Raw genomic sequence first — 21,737 nt, 5'->3', positions numbered from 1 at the left:
TGATATATAATGTAATGTATATAAAAGTTATTTGTTATCAATAAGATATATAGATAAAAGGACGTATCTGGAGGAGAGGTTTTATGGATTTGCATGCGTTAAAAATTTTCCAGACTGTCGCAAAGTTAGGTAGTATTTCTCAGGCAGCAAGGGAACTCCAATATGCACAGCCTAATATCACCATGAAAATTCAGCAGCTGGAAACGGATCTTCAAACAACTTTATTTTATAGACATAATCGCGGCACGACCTTAACGGCTAAAGGAAGTATGTTATTAGCGTATACAGAAAAAATATTTAATCTCATAGAAGAAACAAAAAGTGTAATCAATGATGATCACATACCAAAGGGTCCTTTAGTTATCGGCTCGATGGAAACAACGGCTGCCGTCCGATTACCAGCCCTCATTTCAAAATACCATAAAGACTACCCAGACGTTGATTTCACTTTAAAAACAGGGCCTACCGACCAACATATTCAAGGAGTTCTTCAGTATGAACTGGATGGAGCGTTTGTAGCTGAACCCGTTGAGCATCGTGATCTTATTCAAAGAGAAGTGATTGAAGAAGAATTGGTGCTTATTACAGATTCACATCATCCTCCTTTATCTTCTATTAAAGCTATTCAAACTAAGACGCTGCTTGTATTTCGTTCTGGATGTTCGTATCGAGCAAAGCTTGAACAGCTGTTGCACTGGGAAGGAATAGTGCCCAATAAGACGATGGAATTTGGCACTCTTGATGCAATCGTCGGCTGTGTGGCTGCTGGTCTGGGCGCAAGTATGCTTCCACATAGTGTCGTTTCCAAGTATGTACAAGATGGCACTCTTAGACAGCATCCAATTCCGGATCCATATGGAAAAGTCAAAACCGTATTCATTCATCGAAGAGATAAGTATGTACCTGCGTCTTTAAAAAAATTTATAAATATGTTAAGTGATGAAAAGGGCTTGCTAAACAGCAAGAGTTAGGTTTGGGGAGTTACATTTATATACTAATCACTTTTTAAAAAATTGAACCTTTAGCATATTTAAATGTATGCTAAAGGTTCGACCTCGCTTGCATCCTATATTATGAAGGAGCAGGCTTTCCTTTTGGGAAGTGTGTAATTTAGGTATATAGGCCAAAGCTACGGGTAATTTGGTTTGTTTTGTACCCGCCATTAATCCTTCATTGTTACCGTTTCCATATATAGCGGTAATGCTCTATTCTCCATTCGAGCTCATCTAGATACGTACAATAATTCTGCCGCGGACTTTCCCTTGTAAAATAGTAGGTAGATAATCAGGCAATTGCTCCATTGAAATTTCTTGTTGGACAAAATCCAATAGTTTATCGGTCTTTAAGTCTGCAGCCATGCGATCCCAAACTTTTCTTCTAATATCCATTGGACAATACACCGAATCAATACCAAGCAAGTTCACCCCGCGAAGAATAAAAGGAAATACACTTGTCGGTACGCTGCCTCCGCCCGTTAATCCGCTTACAGCTGCAGAACCACCGTAATGAATCTGGCTTAAGATGGCGGCCAGTGAAGGTCCTCCGACCGGATCAATTGCACCTGCCCATTTTTGTTTAGCTAACGGCTTAATGTCTCCGTTATATACGTCTTCCCGGGAGATCACTTCTTTAGCACCGAGCTCGTGTAAATAGCCGTGTTCTGAAGATTTTCCAGTGCTTGCTGTCACCTCGTATCCTTTTGCAGCGAGCATGGAAACAGCAAGACTTCCTACTCCACCAGTGGCACCGGTTACAAGTATTTTTCCTTTATCCGACGAAACCCCGTTTTCTTCTAGCCTTTGTATCGACAATGCAGCTGTAAAGCCTGCTGTTCCTAATACGATCGCTTCTTTTAATGTTAAGTTTTGGGGGAGGGGCAAAATCCAATCTCCAGGAATTCGGGCATACTCACTGTAACCGCCAAAGTGAGAAACACCTATTTCATAACTTGTTGCAATAACCTCATCCCCCTCTTGAAAGCGAGGATCTTCGGAAGAAACCACTGTCCCCGCCAAGTCGATGCCCGGTACAAACGGATAATTTTTTACAATTTTTCCGTCAGGCGCAGCCGCTAACCCATCTTTATAATTGATTCCCGAGTAATGGACTTTAATCAAAACACCGCTTTCAGGTAAAGCCTCTAAAGAAATGTCTTTCATTCCGATTGAAAATTGATCGTCTTGTTTGTCTACCACTAAAGCCTTAAATACCTCTTTCATTGAGCACGCCTCCTTTAGTTTGTATCGTTTCCATTATACAAAATTATTCTGGCCAATAGGCTGCCATAGGAAAGTTGTATACTGGCTCATATGATTCATAATAAACCCAGTTATTTGGATAACTGAACTTTTTTAAATAAATATTTCTTCCGCTTCAGGAAATAATACCGTCAAAAAGGGGGAGAATTGTTGAGCGTTACGGAAACAATTATTAGAACATTAGTGGCATTTCTTACTTTATCCATTCTCATGAGGGTGATGGAAAGAAAAGAACTTTCAGAGATCACCTTTTTTAATTTTGCTTCGGCTGTTGCGATGGGCTCTGTAGCGGGGAATCTTGCTTTCAATAAGGATTTAACCATTTTGAACGGTGTTATTTCCTTAATTGGATGGAGTGTATTGACGGTTTTATTGGGATGGATCGTGATGAAATCAAAAAAAGCAAGAAAACTCATGAATGGAGAACCCCTTATTCTGATCAAAAACGGCAAGATTATGGAAAAGCCGCTTCGCAAGGTGAGTTTAGATATAGATGCGCTGCATGCATTACTGAGACAAAAAAATATTTTTTCCATCACTGAAGTGGAGTATGCCATTTTTGAAACGACAGGAGAGCTTTCTGTGATGAAGAAAGACAGTAAACAACCCGTGACCAAAGGTGACATGAATCTGATTAATCCGCAAAAGAAACTGCTGCCCACTATAACGGAAGTGGTATCAGACGGCGTTGTAAATACAACGAATTTAGAAAAGCTGAACCTTAACAAGGAATGGCTTCATAAACAATTAACACAAGCCGGAATTGTCTCTCTTTCAGATGTTTTATATGCTGAAGTGCAGCCAGACCAAACGCTGTATATAGACCGAAAAAACGATACACGGCATGAAAGTTAGAACAAAAAGACTGCCGGGATTTTCTCGACAGTCTTGGACCTATAAAAACATGTGCACTCAACTGTTTTTCTTCCTTCACTTTTCCATAGATATCTTCTTATTTATCGGGTAAATACTTGGTCAGCTCGAGTGAATCCCGCCAGTGCGGGAAATAAGGGTGGTCGACAAAAAGGTGAACAGGCTCACCACGGCCATTATGAGCAGCTGCACCTTGATAGATGGTGACAATTACACCGGATTCACGAAGAACGCCCATCATATTTCGAAACGTTTTGTCTGAAATGTGATTTCTGCTTAAAAAGTCTTTTCTCTTCATATAGAAAAAACCGCGGTCAGCTGAAGTCATACAAACTCTTTCTATCACTTTGCGTGTGCCTTCTTTTAAACGGCCAAACTTATCTTCCCCAAAAGCTTTGACCGATGCATGTAAAAACTCTCTTTTTAATTGATTTAGCTGCTTCGGGTCGTGTGTATACGCAGGATAATGGACCATTTGTTCAAATTCGGACAGACTTAGTTTTTTATATCTACTCAAGATCTTGCCTCCTCATTAAGCACTATCTCTTCGGTTTTCGGAGTTTCGCTGCTTTATCCGGCTTCCCATCGGCTTCCGCCTTTATGATTATTCACCTTTAAGCTCCATTTTCCTCTTTTTTCATTCATCCATAACACGCGGCTTTTGGCGGGGAAGAAAAGGTTTTCTCATTTCTATCAAAAGCCCATTTTGTATCAAAGTCAAATGAAACGTTTGCGGATCTTTTCTTCAATGGGCAGCTGTTTCCTGGTTCGGGTAAGCGCGTCTTTGCGCTTGATCACTTTTCAATGAAACAGATTCCTTGATTTTGTCATGGCACTTTTGATCGTTCCAAATGATCATAAGCTATTACCGTATAACTACAGAAAATCTATTAATTTACTTAAAAGTTAATATCTTCTCAAAACCAGCGTATTACGGGACAAAACAAAATGAATAACAAGTGTTTACCCATATAAAACAGGGGAATAGAAAGAGTGCTTTACTAAATCTCATATGTCATGGAGGAAAAATGATGAGGACAGATCAACTAACAGCTGCTTTTCGCGACATGTGGTATACGATTGTCAACTATCTACCAAATGTGCTGGGTGCACTTCTTTTGCTGGTTGTTGCCTGGCTGGTCGCTACAATCGTCAAAGCCATTTTCACGAAAGGGCTTAAAAAGGTCGGTGTTCCGCGTGCCATGGTAAAAGGCCATATGGCGCAAAATGCAGTGGACGCAGACAGCAAGCTAAATTCAATAGGGAAGATTTTTTATTATCTAGTTTTTATTTTGTTCCTGCCAAGTGTCCTGGACCAGCTTAATATGAACGCAGTAGCAGCACCTATTTCGAACATGATGGACAAAATGCTGGCGTTCCTGCCGAACCTGCTGATGGCGGCTGTTATTTTGCTGCTCGGTTACTTTGTCGCCAAGTTTGTGAAAAACTTAGTGGCTATGATTTTAGGTACATTTAATATTGATAAGTGGTTTAATAAATTAACAAATAAATCCCAAGGTGCAACAGCGGTTTCTACGGAAAACAAAAACACCCTTGCGAACGTATTAGCCAATGTTGTGTTTATTTTAATTTTGATTCCGATTATTACCGTGGCACTGGAAACGCTGGGAATTGACTCGATCACGCGCCCTGTTACAGCTATGCTGAATCAAGTACTTAATATGATTCCTAACATCTTTGTGGCAGTTATCTTGATTACGGTCGGAGTTGTGATTGCAAGATTCATAGGAGACTTGCTTAGCGGTCTGTTAAAGGGCACAGGAATTGACAATGTTTCAAAGTATTTAAATACTAATCCTAAAGCTGGTATGCCTTCCTTTGATCTTGCAGCCATTATTGGAAAAACGGTTCAAGTTCTCATCATTATCTTTTTCACAGTCGAAGCACTCAATGTGCTCCGCCTTGAAGTGCTGCATAATATCGGCGCAGCTGTGATCAGTTATTTGCCGCTTGTTTTAAGTGCGTTAATTATTCTAGGCCTTGGTTTTGTTGGATCCTCTCTTCTTGGGAACTATATCCAAAGAGCAACAGGTAACCGTTTATTTGGCAGTATTGTGAAATATTCGATTATCATTATGGCGATCTTTATGGCACTGGCACAGCTTAACTTCGCGACAAGCATTGTCAATTTTGCCTTCTTGTTTGTTGTAGCCGGTCTTGCCGTTGCATTTGCTCTTTCATTCGGTCTTGGAGGACGCGAATTTGCGAAGCGCCAGCTGGAAAAGTTTGAAGCAAGAGCAGAGGCAGAAAACAAAAACCCGAATAATGAGTAAAACAAGAAAACTTTATACTAGGCAGTTTTTTTAAACAACAAAGACAATTAAACACTTTAAAGGCACGAACCAAACCCATGATTGACGTTTGGTTCGTGCCTTTTTATTTGCAGAAAAGAGCAGGGAACCGAAAGTAATAAAAGAGCAATGGAAGTTGCGGTGCGGATAAAGCTAATATCCGCCAAGCTAAACAAATAAGAGAATTTAATCAACATCGGCGATCCATGAATAAAAACTTCATTTTCCAGCAGGAATATTTGTTCTGATGAGGAACTATATATGTAGGTTAGGAACAAATGTTCTCATAGAAAGGAGTTATGTTGGATGAAGAAATTATACCAGGATCGCGGAATGATGAAATGGCAGGGGCTGATCCTCTCTGAACACGCGGAAATGATCAGCCGGGAAAAAAACAAACCTGTTAAAAGGGAGCTTTTATTTGATGAGCAGCAGCTCGAGGAATTTGACCAGCTCATTCATTCCTCCATTCATTTAGAAAAAGAAATTGTGTTTGAACTGAATACATTTGGCGATGACAGCCTGCTCAAAGTGAGCGGGGGCGTGTCAGAGTGCAGCCAGCTTCCAGGACAGCAGCCTTACTTTAAACTAAAAGGATATAACTCGACATTTCGATTGGATGAAATCGTGTCTATTTCTTTTGCTGCAGGGGTCGATGGCGATGGGGATACCAATTGAAGATGACGACTTGCCGCGCAGAGACATTCTTTGCATTGATGTGAAGTCTTTTTTTGCCAGTGTGGAGGCCGTGCGGCGCAGAATCCATCCGCTTTATGCGTATGTGATTGTGATTGCCAATAAAGACAGGTCCGGTTCTGTCGTACTGGCTGCCTCGCCACGGGTAAAAAAAGAATTTGGCATCCGGACAGGGTCACGAAATTACGAAATTCCGAAAGATCCGCGCCTGGTGATTGTGGAGCCTTCCATGTCTCTTTATTTACAGGTAAATAAAATGATCCTTGATATTTACCGGCGGTTTGTGCCGGATGAAGATTTGCATATTTATTCGATTGATGAAGTCTTTCTGGATGTAACAGCATCCAGACGGCTGTTCGGCGATAAAATTACGATTGCGCGCACGATACAGCGCACGATTTGGCAGGAGCTTCGTCTGGTGGTAACGATCGGCATTGGGGATAATCCACTGCTTGCCAAATTGTCACTTGATAATGAAGGGAAGGATACCGCTGACGGGATTGCCCACTGGGCATATGAGGATGTGCCGGAAAAGGTCTGGGCGATTCATCCGATCACAAATATGTGGGGGATTTCAGCAGGATATGCAAAATCACTTCATAACCTGGGCGTTGAATCTGTAAAGGATCTTGCCCATGCAGATAAGTGGAAGCTGAAAAAGAAATTCGGCATTTTAGGATTGCAGCTTTACTATCATGCATGGGGAATAGACTATAGTATTCTTTCTGAGAAAGCAGGACCGCGGGAGAAATCTTTTTCTAAAGGGCAGATTTTAATGCGTGATTATTACCGGGCAGATGAAATCATCATTGTCATTAAGGAAATGACAGAGGATGTAGCGATGCGCCTGCGCCAGCATGGAGTGTCGGCAGCAGGGATTGCACTTGGCATTTCCTACACACGGGATATTGAAGACCGCGGTTTCAGGCACCAGGTGCTGCTGCCAAGAAGCACGAATCAAACGGCAGAGCTGTCCAGTCATTTTGTGCGGCTGTTTAAAAAGCATTGGCACGGGCAGCCAGTGCGCCAGATTCATATCGTGTGCAGCCGGCTGGAGGCGGCAGGGCACGAGCAGCTCGACTTATTTACACCGGTGAAGCTGGACAAACGGCGGCATATTTTAGATGAAACCATTGACCAGCTGCGGGATCGTTTTGGGAAAAAAGCGGTTTTTTATGCGTACAGCTTAATGAGGGGAGGGACGTATCTACAGAGAGCCAGGCATGTAGGAGGGCATAAGGGAATGTCTTAATCTGTTAGATATCTGCGTTTTAAAAAATGCAATCTAAATAAAGGAGGAGATAACCAATGAAGAGGAAACAAGATACATGGTCAGAAGAAAATAATTTGTTGTCTGCTGAAATCGTTTGAAGAAGCAGGAGATATGGTGAACAGGTCTAGATAGCAGATTAAATAAAAGAATTGTTCCATGCCAGTATATAGCTGGCATGGAACAGACTTGTTATCCCACAAGGGCTTTTGTCAGTAGAAAAAGCACAGAGGGTCCCATTAAACAGCCGAGTCCCGTGTAAAAGGTAGCTGTCACTGCTCCGTATGGGACCAATTTGGGATTAGTAGCCGCCAATCCGCCGGCAACGCCGCTCGTTGTTCCCAGGAGTCCCCCGTATACCATGGCTGAGCGTGGATTGTTTAAACCGATGTATTTAGCGATAAACGGAGTGCCTACCATCGTTAAAATAGATTTTACGAGCCCGGCAGCAATGCTGATGGTAATGACTGTAGAGCTTGCCCCAATGGCTGCGCCAGTGACAGGGCCTACAATGTACGTCGCTGTACCGGCACCAATTGTGGTAAGGCTGACAGCATCTGTATAACCAAAAGCAAAAGCAATCGCAACCCCAACAACAAAAGAAAGAACCACACCAATAAATAATGAAGCAACACCACTAAATCCAGCTTTTTTGATTTCATCGAAATTAGCACCAAATGCAGTCGAAACAATGGCAAAATCGCGAAGCATGCCCCCGCCCATTAAGCCAATGCCAGCGAAGATACTGACATCGGATAAGCCCTTTTCGCCCCCAGTCGTTACACCGCCAACATAAGCAAGAAGTAATCCTAAAATGATGGCAATGGCTGAGCCATGAACACGGCCTTTCGTTAATTTATCAGACAGGAAATAAGCAATATACATGGTAATACCGACAAGGGCAAAAGAAACAATCAAAGGGTTGTCTACAAATACGTCACTTAACATTTGAAACATTTGATTCCCCTCCCGCTAGCATTTGATTTTCCTTGCCTTCCTCAACCGGAACTTGGTGAGCACCTTTACTTAAAAGGGGAACAAGCATCCAGCTGATTACCACAGCTGCAACACCTGCCACAACAGCAAGAGGGCCTCCATCTAAAGCTGCTGCCACGTTTTGGTTTGCCGACATAGCGATGACGATTGGGATGTACATAGCACTCCAGAAACCAAGTCCTTCTTGCGCGGGCTGGCTGAGCTTTCCACGTTTTTTCAAGTAATCGACGATTAAAACAAGCATAAGCATCGCAAGGCCAACACCGCCTACATTTGCGTCAATACCCAATAAAACACCAAGCATTTCACCGAAAAAGAGACCGGTTAACATACAAATTGCCAGTAACGCTACGCCAAAAATAACCATTATTCCACCTCACTGTTTTAATAATAGGGCGGCCATCGGAAAACATCGGCTAAAGTAAGCGGTTACAAAATAGATATGCATACAGTCGACTGTATTCTAGGGAATATCATAAACGCCACAAAATAAAAATGCAAACTTTATTTTTTGTTTTTTCTAAATATTGAATTATTTACAAAACATTTGTATAATGAAAATCGACAGTCGACAATTTGCAAAAATGTGAAGGGGTGACAAGATGGCACCACATAATTTTAAAAATAATGCGTTATCTAACTCCATTGCAGAACATATTACAGAACAAATTATTGCAGGCGATTTGCAGCCGGGAGAAAAATTAATAGAACAAAACTATGCAGAAGAATATGGAACGAGTAGAGCGCCTGTGCGTGAGGCTATTTATTTGCTGGCAATCGAAGGACTCGTTGAAAGAATTCCGCGAAAGGGTGCAGTTGTAAAGGAATATACAGAAAATGAGATCTATGACTTGCTGGAAATTCGAAATACGTTAGAGAATATGGCAATGGACCGGATCAAAAAGTACGGAACAGACCCAGAAGTGCTAAAAGAAATGAATCAACTTCTTAAGGAAATGAAAAAAGCAGAAGATGTTCATTCTTATACACAATTGAACCACTCTTTTCATATGTGTCTGATTAAGATGAGCAAAAGCGAAACAATCCGAAACGTTTATTCACGCCTTGGATGGCCGCTGTTAAGAGTTCAAAGTCTTTCTTTTGCGAGAGAGGGAAATGTTCAAAAATCTATTGCAGAGCATGAACTGATTATACAATTACTAACAGAAAAAAATATGACCGAGTTAGCTGACATCCTAGTGAAGCATAATGAAGATGTGATTTCCAGCCTCCAACAAAAGTTTGAATCGTAAATGCCTAGTAAAGAAGGGGGGTGAAGGATATGAAAATTTCTTTTTTGTTTCCCGGACAAGGTTCCCAAAAGCCAGGGCTGTTAAATGACCTGCCAGCAGGAACTCCAGTTCAGGACGTGATAGCTTCCGCAAATAAAACGCTAAATGAAAGCGTATACAATCATCATTCAAAAGAAGCACTCTATTCAACCAAGTCTGTACAGATATCTCTTTTAACTGCTGGCGTTGGAGCTTTTAAAGCGTTTGAAGCAGCAGGTGTTAAACCGGACTTTGTGGCAGGACATTCCGTCGGTGCATTTAGCGCGGCTGTTGCCGCCGGTGTTATTGACTATCAAGATGCCTTAAAAGTTGTGAGTTATCGGGGTGAGCTAATGGAACGAGCCTACCCAAAGGGATATGGTATGGGTGTTGTACTGGGCATGACTGAGGAGGTGCTGAAGTCTATTGTCAGCCGGTACTATGAAGAAATGAGCCCTGTGTTTATTTCAAATAAAAATGCACCAGATCAAATCACGCTGTCAGGAGCATTGCCCGGGATACAAAGAATTTTAGATGTCGCCAGACAAAATGAGGCGCGCTGTGCTTCCTTCCTGAATGTCAGCACGCCCTCTCACTGTCCGCTTCTCTTATCGGTATCAGAAAAACTGTTCGAAATGCTTAACAACATCCCGTTTTACAAACCTTTGATCCCATATGCGGGCAATAGAGGGGCTCGACTTTTGTTTGATCCAGTCGACATTCGACAAGACCTTGCTGAAAGTGTTTCTTCCGCTGTTCAATGGCATGATGCGTCAACGGTTTTATATGAAAATGGCACAAGACTATTTATTGAAATGCCACCAGGAAATATCCTTTCCCGTTTAGCGGCAAAGGCATTTCCCGAGGCTAGGGTAATGTCAGTAGCAGAAAATGGACTTGATGATTGTGCTTTTATAGCAAAACGCGAACGATCGAAATCATGAAGGGGGACTGCAAGGATGGAAACGATGGAACAGGCCGTAACTCAAAAACGTTCATGGACAACAAGGCTTGATGCGAAAAAAAAGCGTATAGACAGTGTGAAAGGTCTTGTTAACGGAAGAGTTATTCCGACTGATCGAATTGTAGAAGTACTGGAAAAATTGATTAGGCCGGGCGACCGGGTTGTTCTGGAAGGAAACAATCAAAAGCAGGCTTCCTTCCTTTCAAGAGCACTCGCGCAGACGAACCCTAAAAATTTGTTTGATTTGCATATGATTATGTCTAGCATTTCAAGACCGGAACACTTAGACCTGTTTGAACGTGGCATTGCAAACAAAGTTGATTTTGCATATGCAGGACCGCAAAGTCTTCGGATAGCTCAAATGCTTGAAGACGGGAAACTGACAATGGGTGAAATTCATACGTATGTTGAATTGTACGGCCGTCTTTTCGTTGACCTCATCCCTTCTGTTGCTCTCGTGGCTGCAGATAAAGCAGACAGGCAGGGAAATCTGTATACCGGCCCAAACACCGAAGAAACGCCAACGCTTGTTGAAGCGGCCGCATTCCGGGACGGTATTGTGATCGCCCAGGTGAATGAACTGGCTGATGAACTGCCCCGGGTGGATATTCCGGGTTCTTGGATCGATTATATTGTGGTTGCAGATGAACCATATGAACTCGAAGCGTTATTTACACGCGATCCCCGTCATATTACCGATATTCAAATTTTGCAGGCTATGATGGTCATCCAAGGTATATATGCAAAACACGAAGTACAGTCGTTGAATCATGGGATTGGATATAATACAGCGGCCATTGAATTACTGCTTCCTACGTACGGTGAGTCGCTTGGACTGAAGGGGAAAATTTGCAAGCATTGGGCGCTAAATCCTCATCCGACCTTGATTCCCGCTATTGAGAGCGGCTGGGTTGACAGCGTTCACTGCTTTGGCGGGGAAGTCGGAATGGAAAAGTATGTGGCAGCCCGCCGGGATGTTTTTTTCACAGGACACGACGGCAGTCTGCGTTCAAACCGGACCCTCTGTCAAATGGCAGGGCAATATGCAGTCGATTTATTTATCGGGTCAACGCTGCAAATGGACCGAGATGGAAACTCTTCTACTGTGACACGCGGCAGACTCGCAGGCTACGGAGGAGCGCCCAATATGGGACATAATCCAGGAGGAAGACGCCATTCAACACCGGCCTGGTTAAATATGATGTCGTCCAATGATTCATTGGCCCGCGGGAAAAAGCTGGTTGTTCAAGTTGTTGAGACGTTTCAGGCTGGGAACAAGCCTGTTTTTGTTGAATCACTGGATGCGATTGATGTCAAGAAAGATACCGGCCTTGCGACAGTGCCCGTTATGATTTACGGGGATGATGTTACACATATTGTTACAGAAGAAGGTATTGCTTATTTATACAAAACAGACAGTATGGAAAAGCGAAGAGAAGCGGTTGCGGCAGTTGCCGGGGTTACACCGGTTGGTCTTGGGCATGATTCAAAGAAAACAGAAAGCCTGCGGCGCGAAGGATTGATCGCACTTCCGGAAGACTTAAATATCCGGCGGACTGATGCCAAGCGCTCACTGCTGGCGGCCAAAAGTGTAGAAGAAATCGTTCAATGGTCGGATGGGCTGTACGAACCGCCAGCTAAGTTTAGAAGCTGGTAAACAGGAGGGATAAAAATGAGCCGTGCAAAAAAGACATTCAGCCGCTACGCAGCCTCGGCAGCCGTTCTCTCATTAATAGAAGAAGTTGAACTAACACCAAAGCCAGGATTGGTGGACAAAAATAACAATGGCGCTCACCAGGACCTGACCATTGATCTCATGAGAAAGTCCGCTGTATCACTAAAAGAAACGTTTGAAGGTATAGCGTACATTAGCTATGGGAGGAGCTCGTCCATTTTGCTAAGGGAAGAAATTAGCGCAATCGGCCGGCAAGGGGAACAAAGAATGCTGGAAACAACAGGCGGCGTCAATACACATAAAGGAGCCATCTGGGCGATTGGCCTGCTCGTTTCAGCTGCAGCGATGGGAAAAGGCTGCTATTCAATAGAAGAAATGGTTTCGCTGGCCGGGGAAACCGCTCGATACTCGGATCGGCATTGTCCTATTACGGCTACAAATGGAAAGCGTGTTTCTGAAAAATATGGTGTAAGCGGAGCCAGGGGAGAAGCACAGCAGGGTTTTCCACATATTATGAATGTTGCGCTTCCCACCCTGGAAAAGTCGCGGGCAGTTGGGCTGCCAGAAAGCAGCGCTCTGCTGAATGCGCTGCTGGCTTTAATTATCCATTTAAATGATACATGTATTTTGCATCGCGGCGGTCCTGAAGCTCTTGGATTTGCAAAAAAGCAAGCAGCCGCAGCGCTGGAGGCTGGCAATCTTTCTTATATACAGACACTGGACGAAGAATTTACAAAACGCAATATTTCTCCAGGCGGCAGCGCGGACCTGCTTGCTGCTACAATTTTTTTGGATAAAATGCAGCCAAATAGGATGGACAATAACATGTTAAAAGAATTGCAATACACACAGTAAACGGAGGTGCTTTACGTGGAAACACTCAAGTATACATTTCCTGCATCAAAAAAAATCAGCCAGCGTGCACATGTTGGGGTTGTAGGTTCAGGCGATATGGAAGTGATAGTAGAACCGTATGATGGAGCAGAAACGGAAGTCACCGTTCGAACAGGAGTCACCGGATTTAAAAAAACATGGGAAGCTGTCATTGATCGCTTTTTTGCACAACATGATATTGCCGCAAAAGTAAAAATCAATGATTTTGGCGCTACACCGGGTGTTGTCACTATACGCCTTGCTCAGGCATTGGAGGTGAGCTCTCTTGACACAAACATTAAGAGCTAGTTTTGTAGAATGCAGCGGACGGGAAAGAGCCGTAAAACTGCTGGATGATGGAACGTATAAAGAACTGCTCAGCCCATTTGACGGAGTGGAGTCTCCTCACCTGGAACCTCAAGGAATTGTGCCTCAAAGTGATGATGGCGTTATTGTAGCAAAAGGAACTATTAATGAACAGCAAGCTGTGGTTATTTCAATCGAGGGAAGTTTTCAAGGCGGCGGTATAGGCGAGGTATCCGGTGCAAAAATTGCTGGTGCATTGGAAATAGCATTAAAACAGTGTGAAAGTGGAACTAAAGTGATCCCTGTTTTAGTGTTTGATACAGGCGGGGTGAGACTTCAAGAAGCCAATTATGGGCTGCTTTCCATTGCTGAAATTGGCGCAGCCATTGTAGCGCTTCGTCGTTATGTTCCTGTGATTGCAGTGATTCCAGGGAAAATTGGTGCATTTGGCGGAATGTCAATTACAGCAGGTCTTTGCAGCGCTATTATTATGACGAAAGAAGGCCGCCTTGGATTAAATGGACCAGAAGTAATTGAACAGGAAGCGGGTATTCGTGAGTTTGATTCCAAAGACCGGCCATTAATTTGGGCTGTCATTGGCGGGGAGCAGCGAACTGCGGCCGGCTTTGCAGACTTATTAATTGAAGATGATACAGAGTCTATTAAAGAAGCTGTTTTTTGTATGATAAAAAGCGGTGCCATGTTTGCACCGAGAACCGAACAGGTGGAACGATACGAAGCATTTTTAAATCAATTAGATCTGTCACAGCGGTTAACGCCTGAAGATGTAAGGAGGCTGTGGGGTGAACCTAGTCAAAAAACAGTTGAAGAAAATCAATCCCTTTCAGAAAACATAAAATCCAAAGGACGGGGACAAATTTGGTTTGACCTGCTGCGAGATGGAGCTCCCGAGATAAGTAATGTTCCTTCTGTACGGGTGGCAGATGCTTTAATTGGAGAAACCAAAGTGCGATATATTGCGGTTGTGCCGGATGTGCAAAGCCGCTTTTCAAGAGCACGAAACGGAGAAGTAGGTTTGCGGGAAGGCTGGACAATTGCAAAATACGTTCGGGAGGCCATTCAAGAAGATCAAAACGGAGAAAAACGAGCAATCGTGGCGATCGTCGATGTTCCGAGCCAGGCGTATGGTTATCACGAAGAACTGCTTGGCATTCATCAAGCCTGCGCAGCAGCTGTAGATGCTTATGCTTCTGCACGTTTAAACGGTCATCCGGTCGTTTCATTTATACCCGGTAATGCTATTTCCGGTGCTTTTCTATCGCATGGCATGCAGGCCCATCGGTTAATTGCCCTGCGTGATCCTGGTGTAACGGTACACGTTATGTCAAAAAAATCGGCAGCCCGTATCACACATAGAAGTTTAGAGGAGTTAGAAGTGGCAACAAAAAAGGTGACAGCTATGGCATACGACATTGAATCATTCGAAAAGCTTGGTGCTTTGCATTCGCTGGTCGATGGAGCAGAGGCGGACAGCCCAGAGCTAAAGGATCGCGATATGATTTATAAAGAAGTAAAAGAAGCGATTGAAGATATTAAAATGATTGGCTCAACGGGTTTAGAAGTTCGGCTCACATCTCCTCTTGCACAAGGCGGAGGCCGCGCTGCATCCATTTTAGTAAGAAAAAAGTTGAATGAACAATGGAGTTAAAGCCACATGATTTGTTAAAGATTAAAAAAGCCGAAGATTTGATCAGCTACACATCTGTACCAGAGTGGGTGGAAGCAGCCCTTGCTAAAGCACCTTTTGTGGTCGTGCGTCGGGCCCGTGCCGCCCAGGGATTGGTGGCTGTCGGCGTACGCGGTTCCGTAAGAAGTGAACGGTTTGGCGCTTTTTTACCTGTTGATCTTATTGTAAGCCGAGTTTCACCTGAACAGCTGACGGAAGAAAAAGGGTGGAAGACTCGTTCGAAGGAAATTTTTCAGTCTTTAGAACAAATCAGTCAAGTAATGAACTGCACTTCTCTTAAATGGGGTCCTGTTGGAAGCCTTGGATTTGAGCTGGCCAGCGGAAATGAAACAGTTACAGAAAAAAGTGATATTGATATCGTGGTTCGTTTTTCAAAAAATCTCACTTTAAATGCCGCCAAAAAGATAGATGATGAATTGAAGAAAAATCCTTTTCGAATTGATGCTCAAGTAGACATGCCAGAAGGTGCTTTTTCATTAAGTGAATATGCGATATCAGAAGAAAAAGCAATTTTAATCCGAACGGTAGACGGTCCGCTCCTAAAAAAAATTAAAAACCACCCCTTACCGGTTGTACGGTAAGAGGTGGTTTTTTGATTAATGAAGTAGGTTAACTCGACAGAGGTACGTAGTCGGATTCCTTCTTACTATGCTTGATCACTGCCGAAGAAATTACGGAACGACTGGAATGTTGCTTCCCGGTTTAAGGCGGCAATCGATGTTGTTAACGGAATGCCTTTCGGACAGGACTGCACACAGTTTTGCGAATTCCCGCAATTTGTCAGTCCGCCATCGCTCATGATGGTGTCAAGGCGCTCTGCTTTATGCATCGCTCCTGTTGGATGGGCATTAAATAAACGCACCTGGGAGAGAGGGGCTGGCCCGATAAAATCAGATTTGCTGTTTACATTCGGGCAGGCCTCTAAACAAACGCCGCAGGTCATGCATTTGGATAATTCATAAGCCCACTGGCGTTTTCTCTCAGGCATACGCGGTCCCGGACCAAGATCATACGTGCCGTCAATTGGGACCCATGCTTTTACCCGTTTGAGTGAATCAAACATACGGTTCCGGTTGACCTGAAGGTCGCGGACAACCGGGAAGGTGCTCATCGGAGCCAGGCGAATCGGCTGCTCAAGCTTGTCCACAAGCGCTGTGCAGGACTGCCGCGGCTTGCCGTTAATATACATAGAACAAGCCCCGCACACTTCCTCTAAACAGTTCATATCCCATGCAATAGGTGTTGTTTTTTCTCCTTTTTTATTGACAGGGTTCCGCCGAATTTCCATCAACGCGGAAATCACGTTCATATTTGGACGGTACGGAACTTCAAATTCTTCTTCATAGGGAGTGGAATCAGCGGTATCTTGACGTGTAATAATAAAAGAAACCATTTTGTGTTCGCTCATGCCTTCTCCTCCTTTTTCTTCGAGTAATCGCGTTTGCGGGGAGCAATTAATGATACATCCACATCTTCATAATGGAAGGCTGGCGCCGATTTTTCACCGGTAAAGGCCGCCATGGTTGTTTTCAAAAACTCCTCATCGTTTCTTTCTGGGAACTCAGGTTTATAGTGAGCGCCGCGGCTTTCATTCCGGTTGAGTGCACCGATCGTCATTACGCGGGCCAAGTGCAGCATGTTTTTAAGCTGGCGGGTAAAGGCCGCTCCCTGGTTGCTCCATTTGGCTGTATCATTAATATCGATGTGTTGATAACGTTCTAGAAGCTCTACAATTTTATTGTCTGTTTCTTTTAATTTATCGTTATAACGGACGACCGTTACATTGGCTGTCATCCACTCGCCAAGCTCTTTGTGCAGAATATAGGCGTTTTCTGTTCCTTTACCCATAGATAAAATATCGTTCCATTTTGTTTGTTCCTGTTTCACATGCTGATCGAAAACAGTGGAAGAAACCGCATCGGCACTTTTCTCGAGGCCGTTAATATAGCGGACTGCATTCGGGCCGGCCACCATGCCGCCGTAAATAGCGGAAAGAAGGGAGTTGGCTCCCAGGCGGTTGGCCCCGTGCTGTGAATATTCGCATTCGCCGGCCGCAAAAAGACCTGGAATATTGGTTTGCTGGTCGTAATCCACCCATAATCCGCCCATAGAGTAATGAACGGCAGGGAAGATTTTCATTGGCACTTTACGCGGGTCATCACCCATGAATTTTTCATAAATTTCAATGATACCGCCAAGCTTTATATCCAATTCATGCGGGTCTTTATGAGAGAGATCTAAATACACCATGTTTTCGCCGTTAATGCCCAGCTTCTGGCTGACACATACATCGAAAATTTCACGAGTGGCAATATCCCGCGGTACCAGGTTTCCGTAGGCCGGATACTTTTCTTCAAGGAAATACCATGGCTTTCCATCTTTGTATGTCCAAACACGTCCGCCTTCACCGCGCGCCGATTCACTCATTAAGCGGAGTTTGTCATCGCCGGGAATCGCCGTCGGATGAATTTGAATAAACTCACCATTCGCATAATGAACGCCCTGTTGATACACAATAGAGGCCGCTGAGCCTGTGTTGATAATCGAGTTTGTAGATTTACCAAAGATAATCCCGGGACCGCCTGTTGCCATAATCACCGCATCACCCGGGAAAGCTTGAATATCCATACTCATTAAGTTTTGAGCGACAATTCCCCGGCAGATCTGTTCTTCGTCTACAACTGCACCAAGGAATTCCCAGCCTTCAAATTTGGTCACAAGCCCCTGTACTTCAAAACGGCGCACCTGTTCATCGAGTGCATAAAGCAGCTGCTGGCCGGTAGTCGCACCGGCAAAAGCGGTACGGTGATGCTGGGTGCCGCCGAAGCGGCGGAAATCCAGCAGCCCTTCCGGCGTACGGTTAAACATAACACCCATCCGGTCCAGTAGGTGGATAATACCTGGTGCCGCTTCAGTCATCGCTTTGACCGGAGGCTGGTTGGCAAGAAAGTCCCCGCCGTATACTGTATCGTCAAAATGCTCCCAGGGAGAATCTCCTTCTCCTTTTGTATTGACTGCTCCATTAATGCCGCCCTGGGCACAAACAGAATGAGAGCGCTTTACCGGAACGAGTGAAAATAAGTCTACTTGTTTTCCTGCTTCTGCAATTTTAATGGTCGCCATTAATCCGGCTAAACCGCCGCCCACGACGATAATTTTTCCTTTATTCATCTAAACCCCACCTTATTTAACGCATTCAAATTAAACAAAAGCGAAAATGGTACGAATGCTAATCAATGATAATGCGATAAAAATACCCAATGTGACATATGTTGAAATTCTTTGAGAACGAGGGGTAACAGTCAAGCCCCAGCTTACGCCGAATGTCCACAAGCCATTTGCGAAATGAAAGACTGTGGAAAGAACCCCGACAATATAGAATGCAAGCATAGCTGGATGATCTAAAATATTGGCCATCATGTCATAGTTTACTTCTGCCCCAAAGAAAGCTTGAATTCTTGTTTCCCATACATGCCAGGCGATAAAAACGAGCGTAACAACGCCTGATACACGCTGAAGCGTAAACATCCAGTTCCGGAAATAACCGTACCGGTTTACATTGTTCTTCGCTGTAAAAGCAATATACAGTCCATAAATCGCATGAAATAAAATAGGAAGAAAAATAATAAATACCTCAAGTGCATAACGGAATGGCAGGTTCTCCATAAAATGCGACGCCTGATTAAATGCTTCCGGTCCCTTTGTCGCAAAGTGATTGACCACTAAATGCTGAATTAAAAAAACACCGACCGGAATGACGCCCAACAATGAATGCAGCCGCCGGTAGAAAAATTCCTTGCTTGTTGCCATACATGATCCCCCTCAAATAAAATGCCTCATGAATTGAGCAAAATAGAAAACCTTTTCTTTGTTTAAACGGTCTCTATAGGTTTTATGATATGACTGATGAATAATAATGTCTAATTTATTAATTGCATGTTATTCATGCAAAAAAGGTATATACTATTGTTACTCCAATAAAGAGGTGAGACATGGATGGAATGGCAGCAAATTGAATATTTTCGGGTTGTGGCACGCTTGCAGCACATCACCAATGCAGCCGAGGTTTTATCTCTTTCTCAGCCTGCCCTAAGCCGGTCCATGGCGAAGCTTGAGGAAGAACTCGGTGTTCCGTTATTTGAGCGGCAGGGACGCACCATTAAACTAAATCAGTATGGGCAGCTGTTTCTGGAGCGGGCGGACCGGATTATGAAGGAATTTCAAGAGGTAAAGCAGGAGATTCAGGACTTGCTTGACCCTGACTTTGGAGAAATATCGTTAGGCTTTATGCCTACCCTGGGCACGTATCTGATTCCAAGCTTAGTCAGGTCTTTTCAGGCGGAATACCCGAATGTTAAATTCCGCTTTAAACAAAATGGAAACGACTCGCTTCTTAAACAGCTGGAAGCAGGCGAAATTGATTTTTGTCTCGTATCCTCAACACCGGACACTAAACAAATCCATTGGACCGAATTGTGGAAGGAAGAATTGTTTTTGATTGTACCCGCCGATCACCGCCTCGCCCATTACGAAAGCGTAACGTTACGGGAGATTGCTGATGAAACGTTTGTGCTTTTAGAAAAAGGAAACGGCATTCGGGGAATTACAGACAGATTGTTTCAAGAAGCGGGGATAAGTCCGGAAATCACTTTTGAAGGCGAAGAGGTGCACACGATCGTGGCTTTTGTGACAGCTGGACTGGGCGTTACGCTTATCCCGGATTTTAAAGGAATCGACTGGAGCCGGGTTTCAAGAATACGCATACGCTCATCTAAGTCCTATCGGGTGATAGGGCTCGCCCGGGTAGAGGGCAGATATATATCACCAGCAGCCAAGCGGTTTTATCAATTCATTAAAGATTATTTTGTGAACTAATTGTTGAGAGCATCCTATCATTTAGAAGCTTAGGGTTTCGGGTGCAACGTATATAGTGTTTGTTTCTTAACCTAACAGGCCTGCATTAAGATTTACTAAATGGGATACGAGTACTGTGAAACAGAAATAAAGCCAAAATACTTTGTACGTATGAGGAATTTCAAAATCGAATAGAGAAGACATTTGCTAAACGGAGTCTCCTTTAATTGAAGAACATACTAAAGAAATTCGCCCGTATAAATATAGTGAAACCGAATCTAGCATTCAATACAATTGCCGGAAATTAGTAAGTGTTAAGCGATATCCCCCGCCTTAAGGTAGGCTTTTTATCGTTAAGCATATAGCTCTTCATAATTGTAAAGTTTTCTCCATCACTTATTTTTTTATATGTGGCAAAGTGAATGCCAGTAAATTAAATAGGTGAACTGAAAGAAATAAGATACGGCTACTTAGTCATCATCGATTATGGAAATGAAATCACACCCCGCTATGGTCAATTAAGCAAAAAAGCATTCCAACCGGTACTATAAGTGGAGCCAGTGAGCAGATTGAGGCGATGGGCGACACCGACCATTCGCATGGGGTGCACTTTCATTTTGAAGTAAGGATAAACGGAAAAGCTGTAGATTAAATAAAATATATAAAAGGTTTTGAACCAAAAGTAAATTAATAACCGACTCATGACGCTGAATGTTTAACAAAAGCCGCTGTAGCAATGATATCGCACCGAGAACGTCCGACGTGGAACTTTTGAACGTCCGACGCATTTAACACAGTAAATCTTTATTAGGAAATATCTCGACCTACAAGCGTCAGACATAAGCAGCTTTTCACATGTCGGCAAACTAGATGTCTGACGCTTAATTTTTGATCCTTTGTTCTTTCAACTGCAAAGAGCCCTATAACGTCATGAAAGAAGGTGGGTGTGATGAGGGGGGAAAGCAGAAGGCTTAAAGAAATTGCTCAGAAACATGGAGATTTAAAAAAGCGATGTAACGAGAAGAATTCATGAATTAGAAGACTAATTTTCAAAACAGCCGGTCAGGTCCGCTCATCCGGATGCAAAGGTAGCAGCCGTGGCTATCTGGCCTTTCATTTCGCATACGAGGGAACATTACTGCTTTATCAACAAGATAGCGATACAGAGCCGCAGTACGGCTTACTTACTATTCTAAAGACAAGTTTGTGCGTGATCTTGATTATCATAACCGTAAGTTTTTTTCAGGATGCCAGCTGGCGGAATCTGGCTGTAATGGAGGAAGGTTTTCACAATCTGTACGGAAATCATGTGCAGCTGTATGTGTTAAACCGGGAAAACTTTGCAGATTTTCTTATGTATATGAAGACTCATCACCGTTACGAAATCATCAAGCAGGATTATTTATTAAAAAGGGCTGTTTTTGAAGAGAATGGATGCCAGAAACAACAGAGCAATAAAGAGGAGGAAGCTGGGCAAATTCCTTATGAAATGACAAAAGAATACCGGCAGATTTGGAGCTGAACAACAGGTAAGAACTGTTTCGGGAAACTTGAGTTTTTCCAGGTAAGAACCGCTGGGGTAAAAAGGCGGGACCGGATCTTACCTGCCCATTCTTACCTGAAAAAAGCCTGTTGCCCCCAGCCATTCGTGCAACCAAGCAATTTATAACAGAAAAGCCAC

General features: G+C 43.5%; 21 protein-coding genes. 14 read left to right on the top strand and 7 right to left on the bottom strand.

What is annotated here, in order from left to right; genetic code table 11:
- The first annotated feature begins 83 nt into the window (after positions 1-83).
- Positions 84-971, top strand: coding sequence for a LysR family transcriptional regulator (locus M3221_RS19350; RefSeq protein ID WP_251273344.1), 888 nt, complete (start codon positions 84-86; stop codon positions 969-971).
- A 255-nt stretch (positions 972-1,226) separates the two neighbouring features.
- Here the strand turns inward: M3221_RS19350 and M3221_RS19345 are convergent, their stop codons facing one another.
- Positions 1,227-2,219 (bottom strand): NADPH:quinone oxidoreductase family protein, encoded by a 993-nt coding sequence (locus tag M3221_RS19345; protein WP_251273343.1) that lies wholly within the window; start codon positions 2,217-2,219, stop codon positions 1,227-1,229.
- A 189-nt stretch (positions 2,220-2,408) separates the two neighbouring features.
- On the opposite strand from M3221_RS19345, the gene M3221_RS19340 reads away from it, so the two are divergent.
- Entirely contained in the window at positions 2,409-3,113 is a 705-nt protein-coding gene (locus tag M3221_RS19340; protein ID WP_251273342.1) for a DUF421 domain-containing protein, read from the top strand.
- 97 nt (positions 3,114-3,210) lie between these two features.
- Here M3221_RS19340 and M3221_RS19335 read toward each other — a convergent pair whose 3' ends face one another.
- On the bottom strand, positions 3,211-3,648 hold the full coding sequence (locus tag M3221_RS19335; protein WP_251273341.1) for a hypothetical protein: 438 nt from the start codon (positions 3,646-3,648) through the stop codon (positions 3,211-3,213).
- A gap of 514 nt (positions 3,649-4,162) precedes the next feature.
- On the opposite strand from M3221_RS19335, the gene M3221_RS19330 reads away from it, so the two are divergent.
- The 3 genes from M3221_RS19330 (at position 4,163) to M3221_RS19320 (ending at position 7,391) form a co-directional block, all read left to right on the top strand.
- A complete protein-coding gene (locus tag M3221_RS19330; RefSeq protein WP_251273340.1) occupies positions 4,163-5,425 on the top strand; it encodes a mechanosensitive ion channel in 1,263 nt (420 codons plus the stop codon).
- A 324-nt stretch (positions 5,426-5,749) separates the two neighbouring features.
- Entirely contained in the window at positions 5,750-6,121 is a 372-nt protein-coding gene (locus M3221_RS19325; RefSeq protein ID WP_251273339.1) for a YolD-like family protein, read from the top strand.
- The gene (locus tag M3221_RS19320) at positions 6,105-7,391 is read left to right on the top strand and encodes a Y-family DNA polymerase (RefSeq protein ID WP_251273338.1); all 1,287 of its coding nucleotides are present in this window, start codon (positions 6,105-6,107) and stop codon (positions 7,389-7,391) included. The genes M3221_RS19325 and M3221_RS19320 overlap by 17 nt, the downstream gene beginning before the upstream one ends.
- Before the next feature lie 210 nt (positions 7,392-7,601).
- Here the strand turns inward: M3221_RS19320 and madM are convergent, their stop codons facing one another.
- A complete protein-coding gene (gene madM, locus M3221_RS19315; protein ID WP_251273337.1) occupies positions 7,602-8,366 on the bottom strand; it encodes a malonate transporter subunit MadM in 765 nt (254 codons plus the stop codon).
- Entirely contained in the window at positions 8,347-8,772 is a 426-nt protein-coding gene (madL, locus tag M3221_RS19310) for a malonate transporter subunit MadL (protein WP_251273336.1), read from the bottom strand. Before madL ends, madM begins: the two co-directional genes overlap by 20 nt.
- Positions 8,773-9,007: 235 nt before the next feature.
- On the opposite strand from madL, the gene M3221_RS19305 reads away from it, so the two are divergent.
- The 7 genes from M3221_RS19305 to M3221_RS19275 are packed head-to-tail and all read left to right on the top strand — an operon-like array spanning position 9,008 to position 15,783.
- Positions 9,008-9,658: a GntR family transcriptional regulator gene (locus tag M3221_RS19305; RefSeq protein WP_251273335.1), complete on the top strand. Its 651-nt coding sequence runs from the start codon at positions 9,008-9,010 to the stop codon at positions 9,656-9,658.
- Between the two features lie 29 nt (positions 9,659-9,687).
- Positions 9,688-10,620, top strand: coding sequence for an ACP S-malonyltransferase (locus M3221_RS19300; RefSeq protein ID WP_251273334.1), 933 nt, complete (start codon positions 9,688-9,690; stop codon positions 10,618-10,620).
- 15 nt (positions 10,621-10,635) lie between these two features.
- Complete coding sequence (gene mdcA, locus M3221_RS19295; RefSeq protein WP_251273333.1) at positions 10,636-12,297, top strand: malonate decarboxylase subunit alpha; 1,662 nt, start codon at positions 10,636-10,638, stop codon at positions 12,295-12,297.
- Between the two features lie 15 nt (positions 12,298-12,312).
- The gene (locus M3221_RS19290) at positions 12,313-13,170 is read left to right on the top strand and encodes a triphosphoribosyl-dephospho-CoA synthase (RefSeq protein ID WP_251273332.1); all 858 of its coding nucleotides are present in this window, start codon (positions 12,313-12,315) and stop codon (positions 13,168-13,170) included.
- Between the two features lie 15 nt (positions 13,171-13,185).
- Positions 13,186-13,497, top strand: a complete 312-nt coding sequence (locus tag M3221_RS19285; RefSeq protein ID WP_251273331.1) for a malonate decarboxylase subunit delta — start codon at positions 13,186-13,188, stop codon at positions 13,495-13,497.
- Positions 13,475-15,163: a biotin-independent malonate decarboxylase subunit beta gene (gene mdcD / locus M3221_RS19280; protein ID WP_251273330.1), complete on the top strand. Its 1,689-nt coding sequence runs from the start codon at positions 13,475-13,477 to the stop codon at positions 15,161-15,163. Before M3221_RS19285 ends, mdcD begins: the two co-directional genes overlap by 23 nt.
- A complete protein-coding gene (locus M3221_RS19275; RefSeq protein ID WP_251273329.1) occupies positions 15,154-15,783 on the top strand; it encodes a malonate decarboxylase holo-ACP synthase in 630 nt (209 codons plus the stop codon). Before mdcD ends, M3221_RS19275 begins: the two co-directional genes overlap by 10 nt.
- A 65-nt stretch (positions 15,784-15,848) precedes the next feature.
- Here the strand turns inward: M3221_RS19275 and sdhB are convergent, their stop codons facing one another.
- The 3 genes from sdhB to M3221_RS19260 are packed head-to-tail and all read right to left on the bottom strand — an operon-like array spanning position 15,849 to position 19,012.
- Positions 15,849-16,610 (bottom strand): succinate dehydrogenase iron-sulfur subunit, encoded by a 762-nt coding sequence (sdhB, locus tag M3221_RS19270; protein ID WP_251273328.1) that lies wholly within the window; start codon positions 16,608-16,610, stop codon positions 15,849-15,851.
- Positions 16,607-18,373: a succinate dehydrogenase flavoprotein subunit gene (gene sdhA / locus M3221_RS19265; protein WP_251273327.1), complete on the bottom strand. Its 1,767-nt coding sequence runs from the start codon at positions 18,371-18,373 to the stop codon at positions 16,607-16,609. The genes sdhB and sdhA overlap by 4 nt, the downstream gene beginning before the upstream one ends.
- A gap of 30 nt (positions 18,374-18,403) precedes the next feature.
- Positions 18,404-19,012, bottom strand: coding sequence for a succinate dehydrogenase cytochrome b558 subunit (locus tag M3221_RS19260; RefSeq protein ID WP_242234273.1), 609 nt, complete (start codon positions 19,010-19,012; stop codon positions 18,404-18,406).
- A 186-nt stretch (positions 19,013-19,198) separates the two neighbouring features.
- Between M3221_RS19260 and M3221_RS19255 the strand changes: the two genes are divergently transcribed.
- Positions 19,199-20,077 (top strand): LysR family transcriptional regulator, encoded by an 879-nt coding sequence (locus M3221_RS19255; RefSeq protein WP_251273326.1) that lies wholly within the window; start codon positions 19,199-19,201, stop codon positions 20,075-20,077.
- A gap of 1,252 nt (positions 20,078-21,329) precedes the next feature.
- Positions 21,330-21,578: a hypothetical protein gene (locus tag M3221_RS19250; protein WP_251273325.1), complete on the top strand. Its 249-nt coding sequence runs from the start codon at positions 21,330-21,332 to the stop codon at positions 21,576-21,578.
- The last annotated feature ends 159 nt before the right edge of the window (positions 21,579-21,737 follow it).

The organism is Domibacillus indicus, assembly GCF_023715895.1.
In the GTDB taxonomy this organism is placed as follows: domain Bacteria; phylum Bacillota; class Bacilli; order Bacillales; family Domibacillaceae; genus Domibacillus; species Domibacillus indicus_A.
The sequence above is the reverse complement of the archived record's forward strand: the minus strand, read 5'-3'. Positions and strand labels throughout refer to the sequence as shown.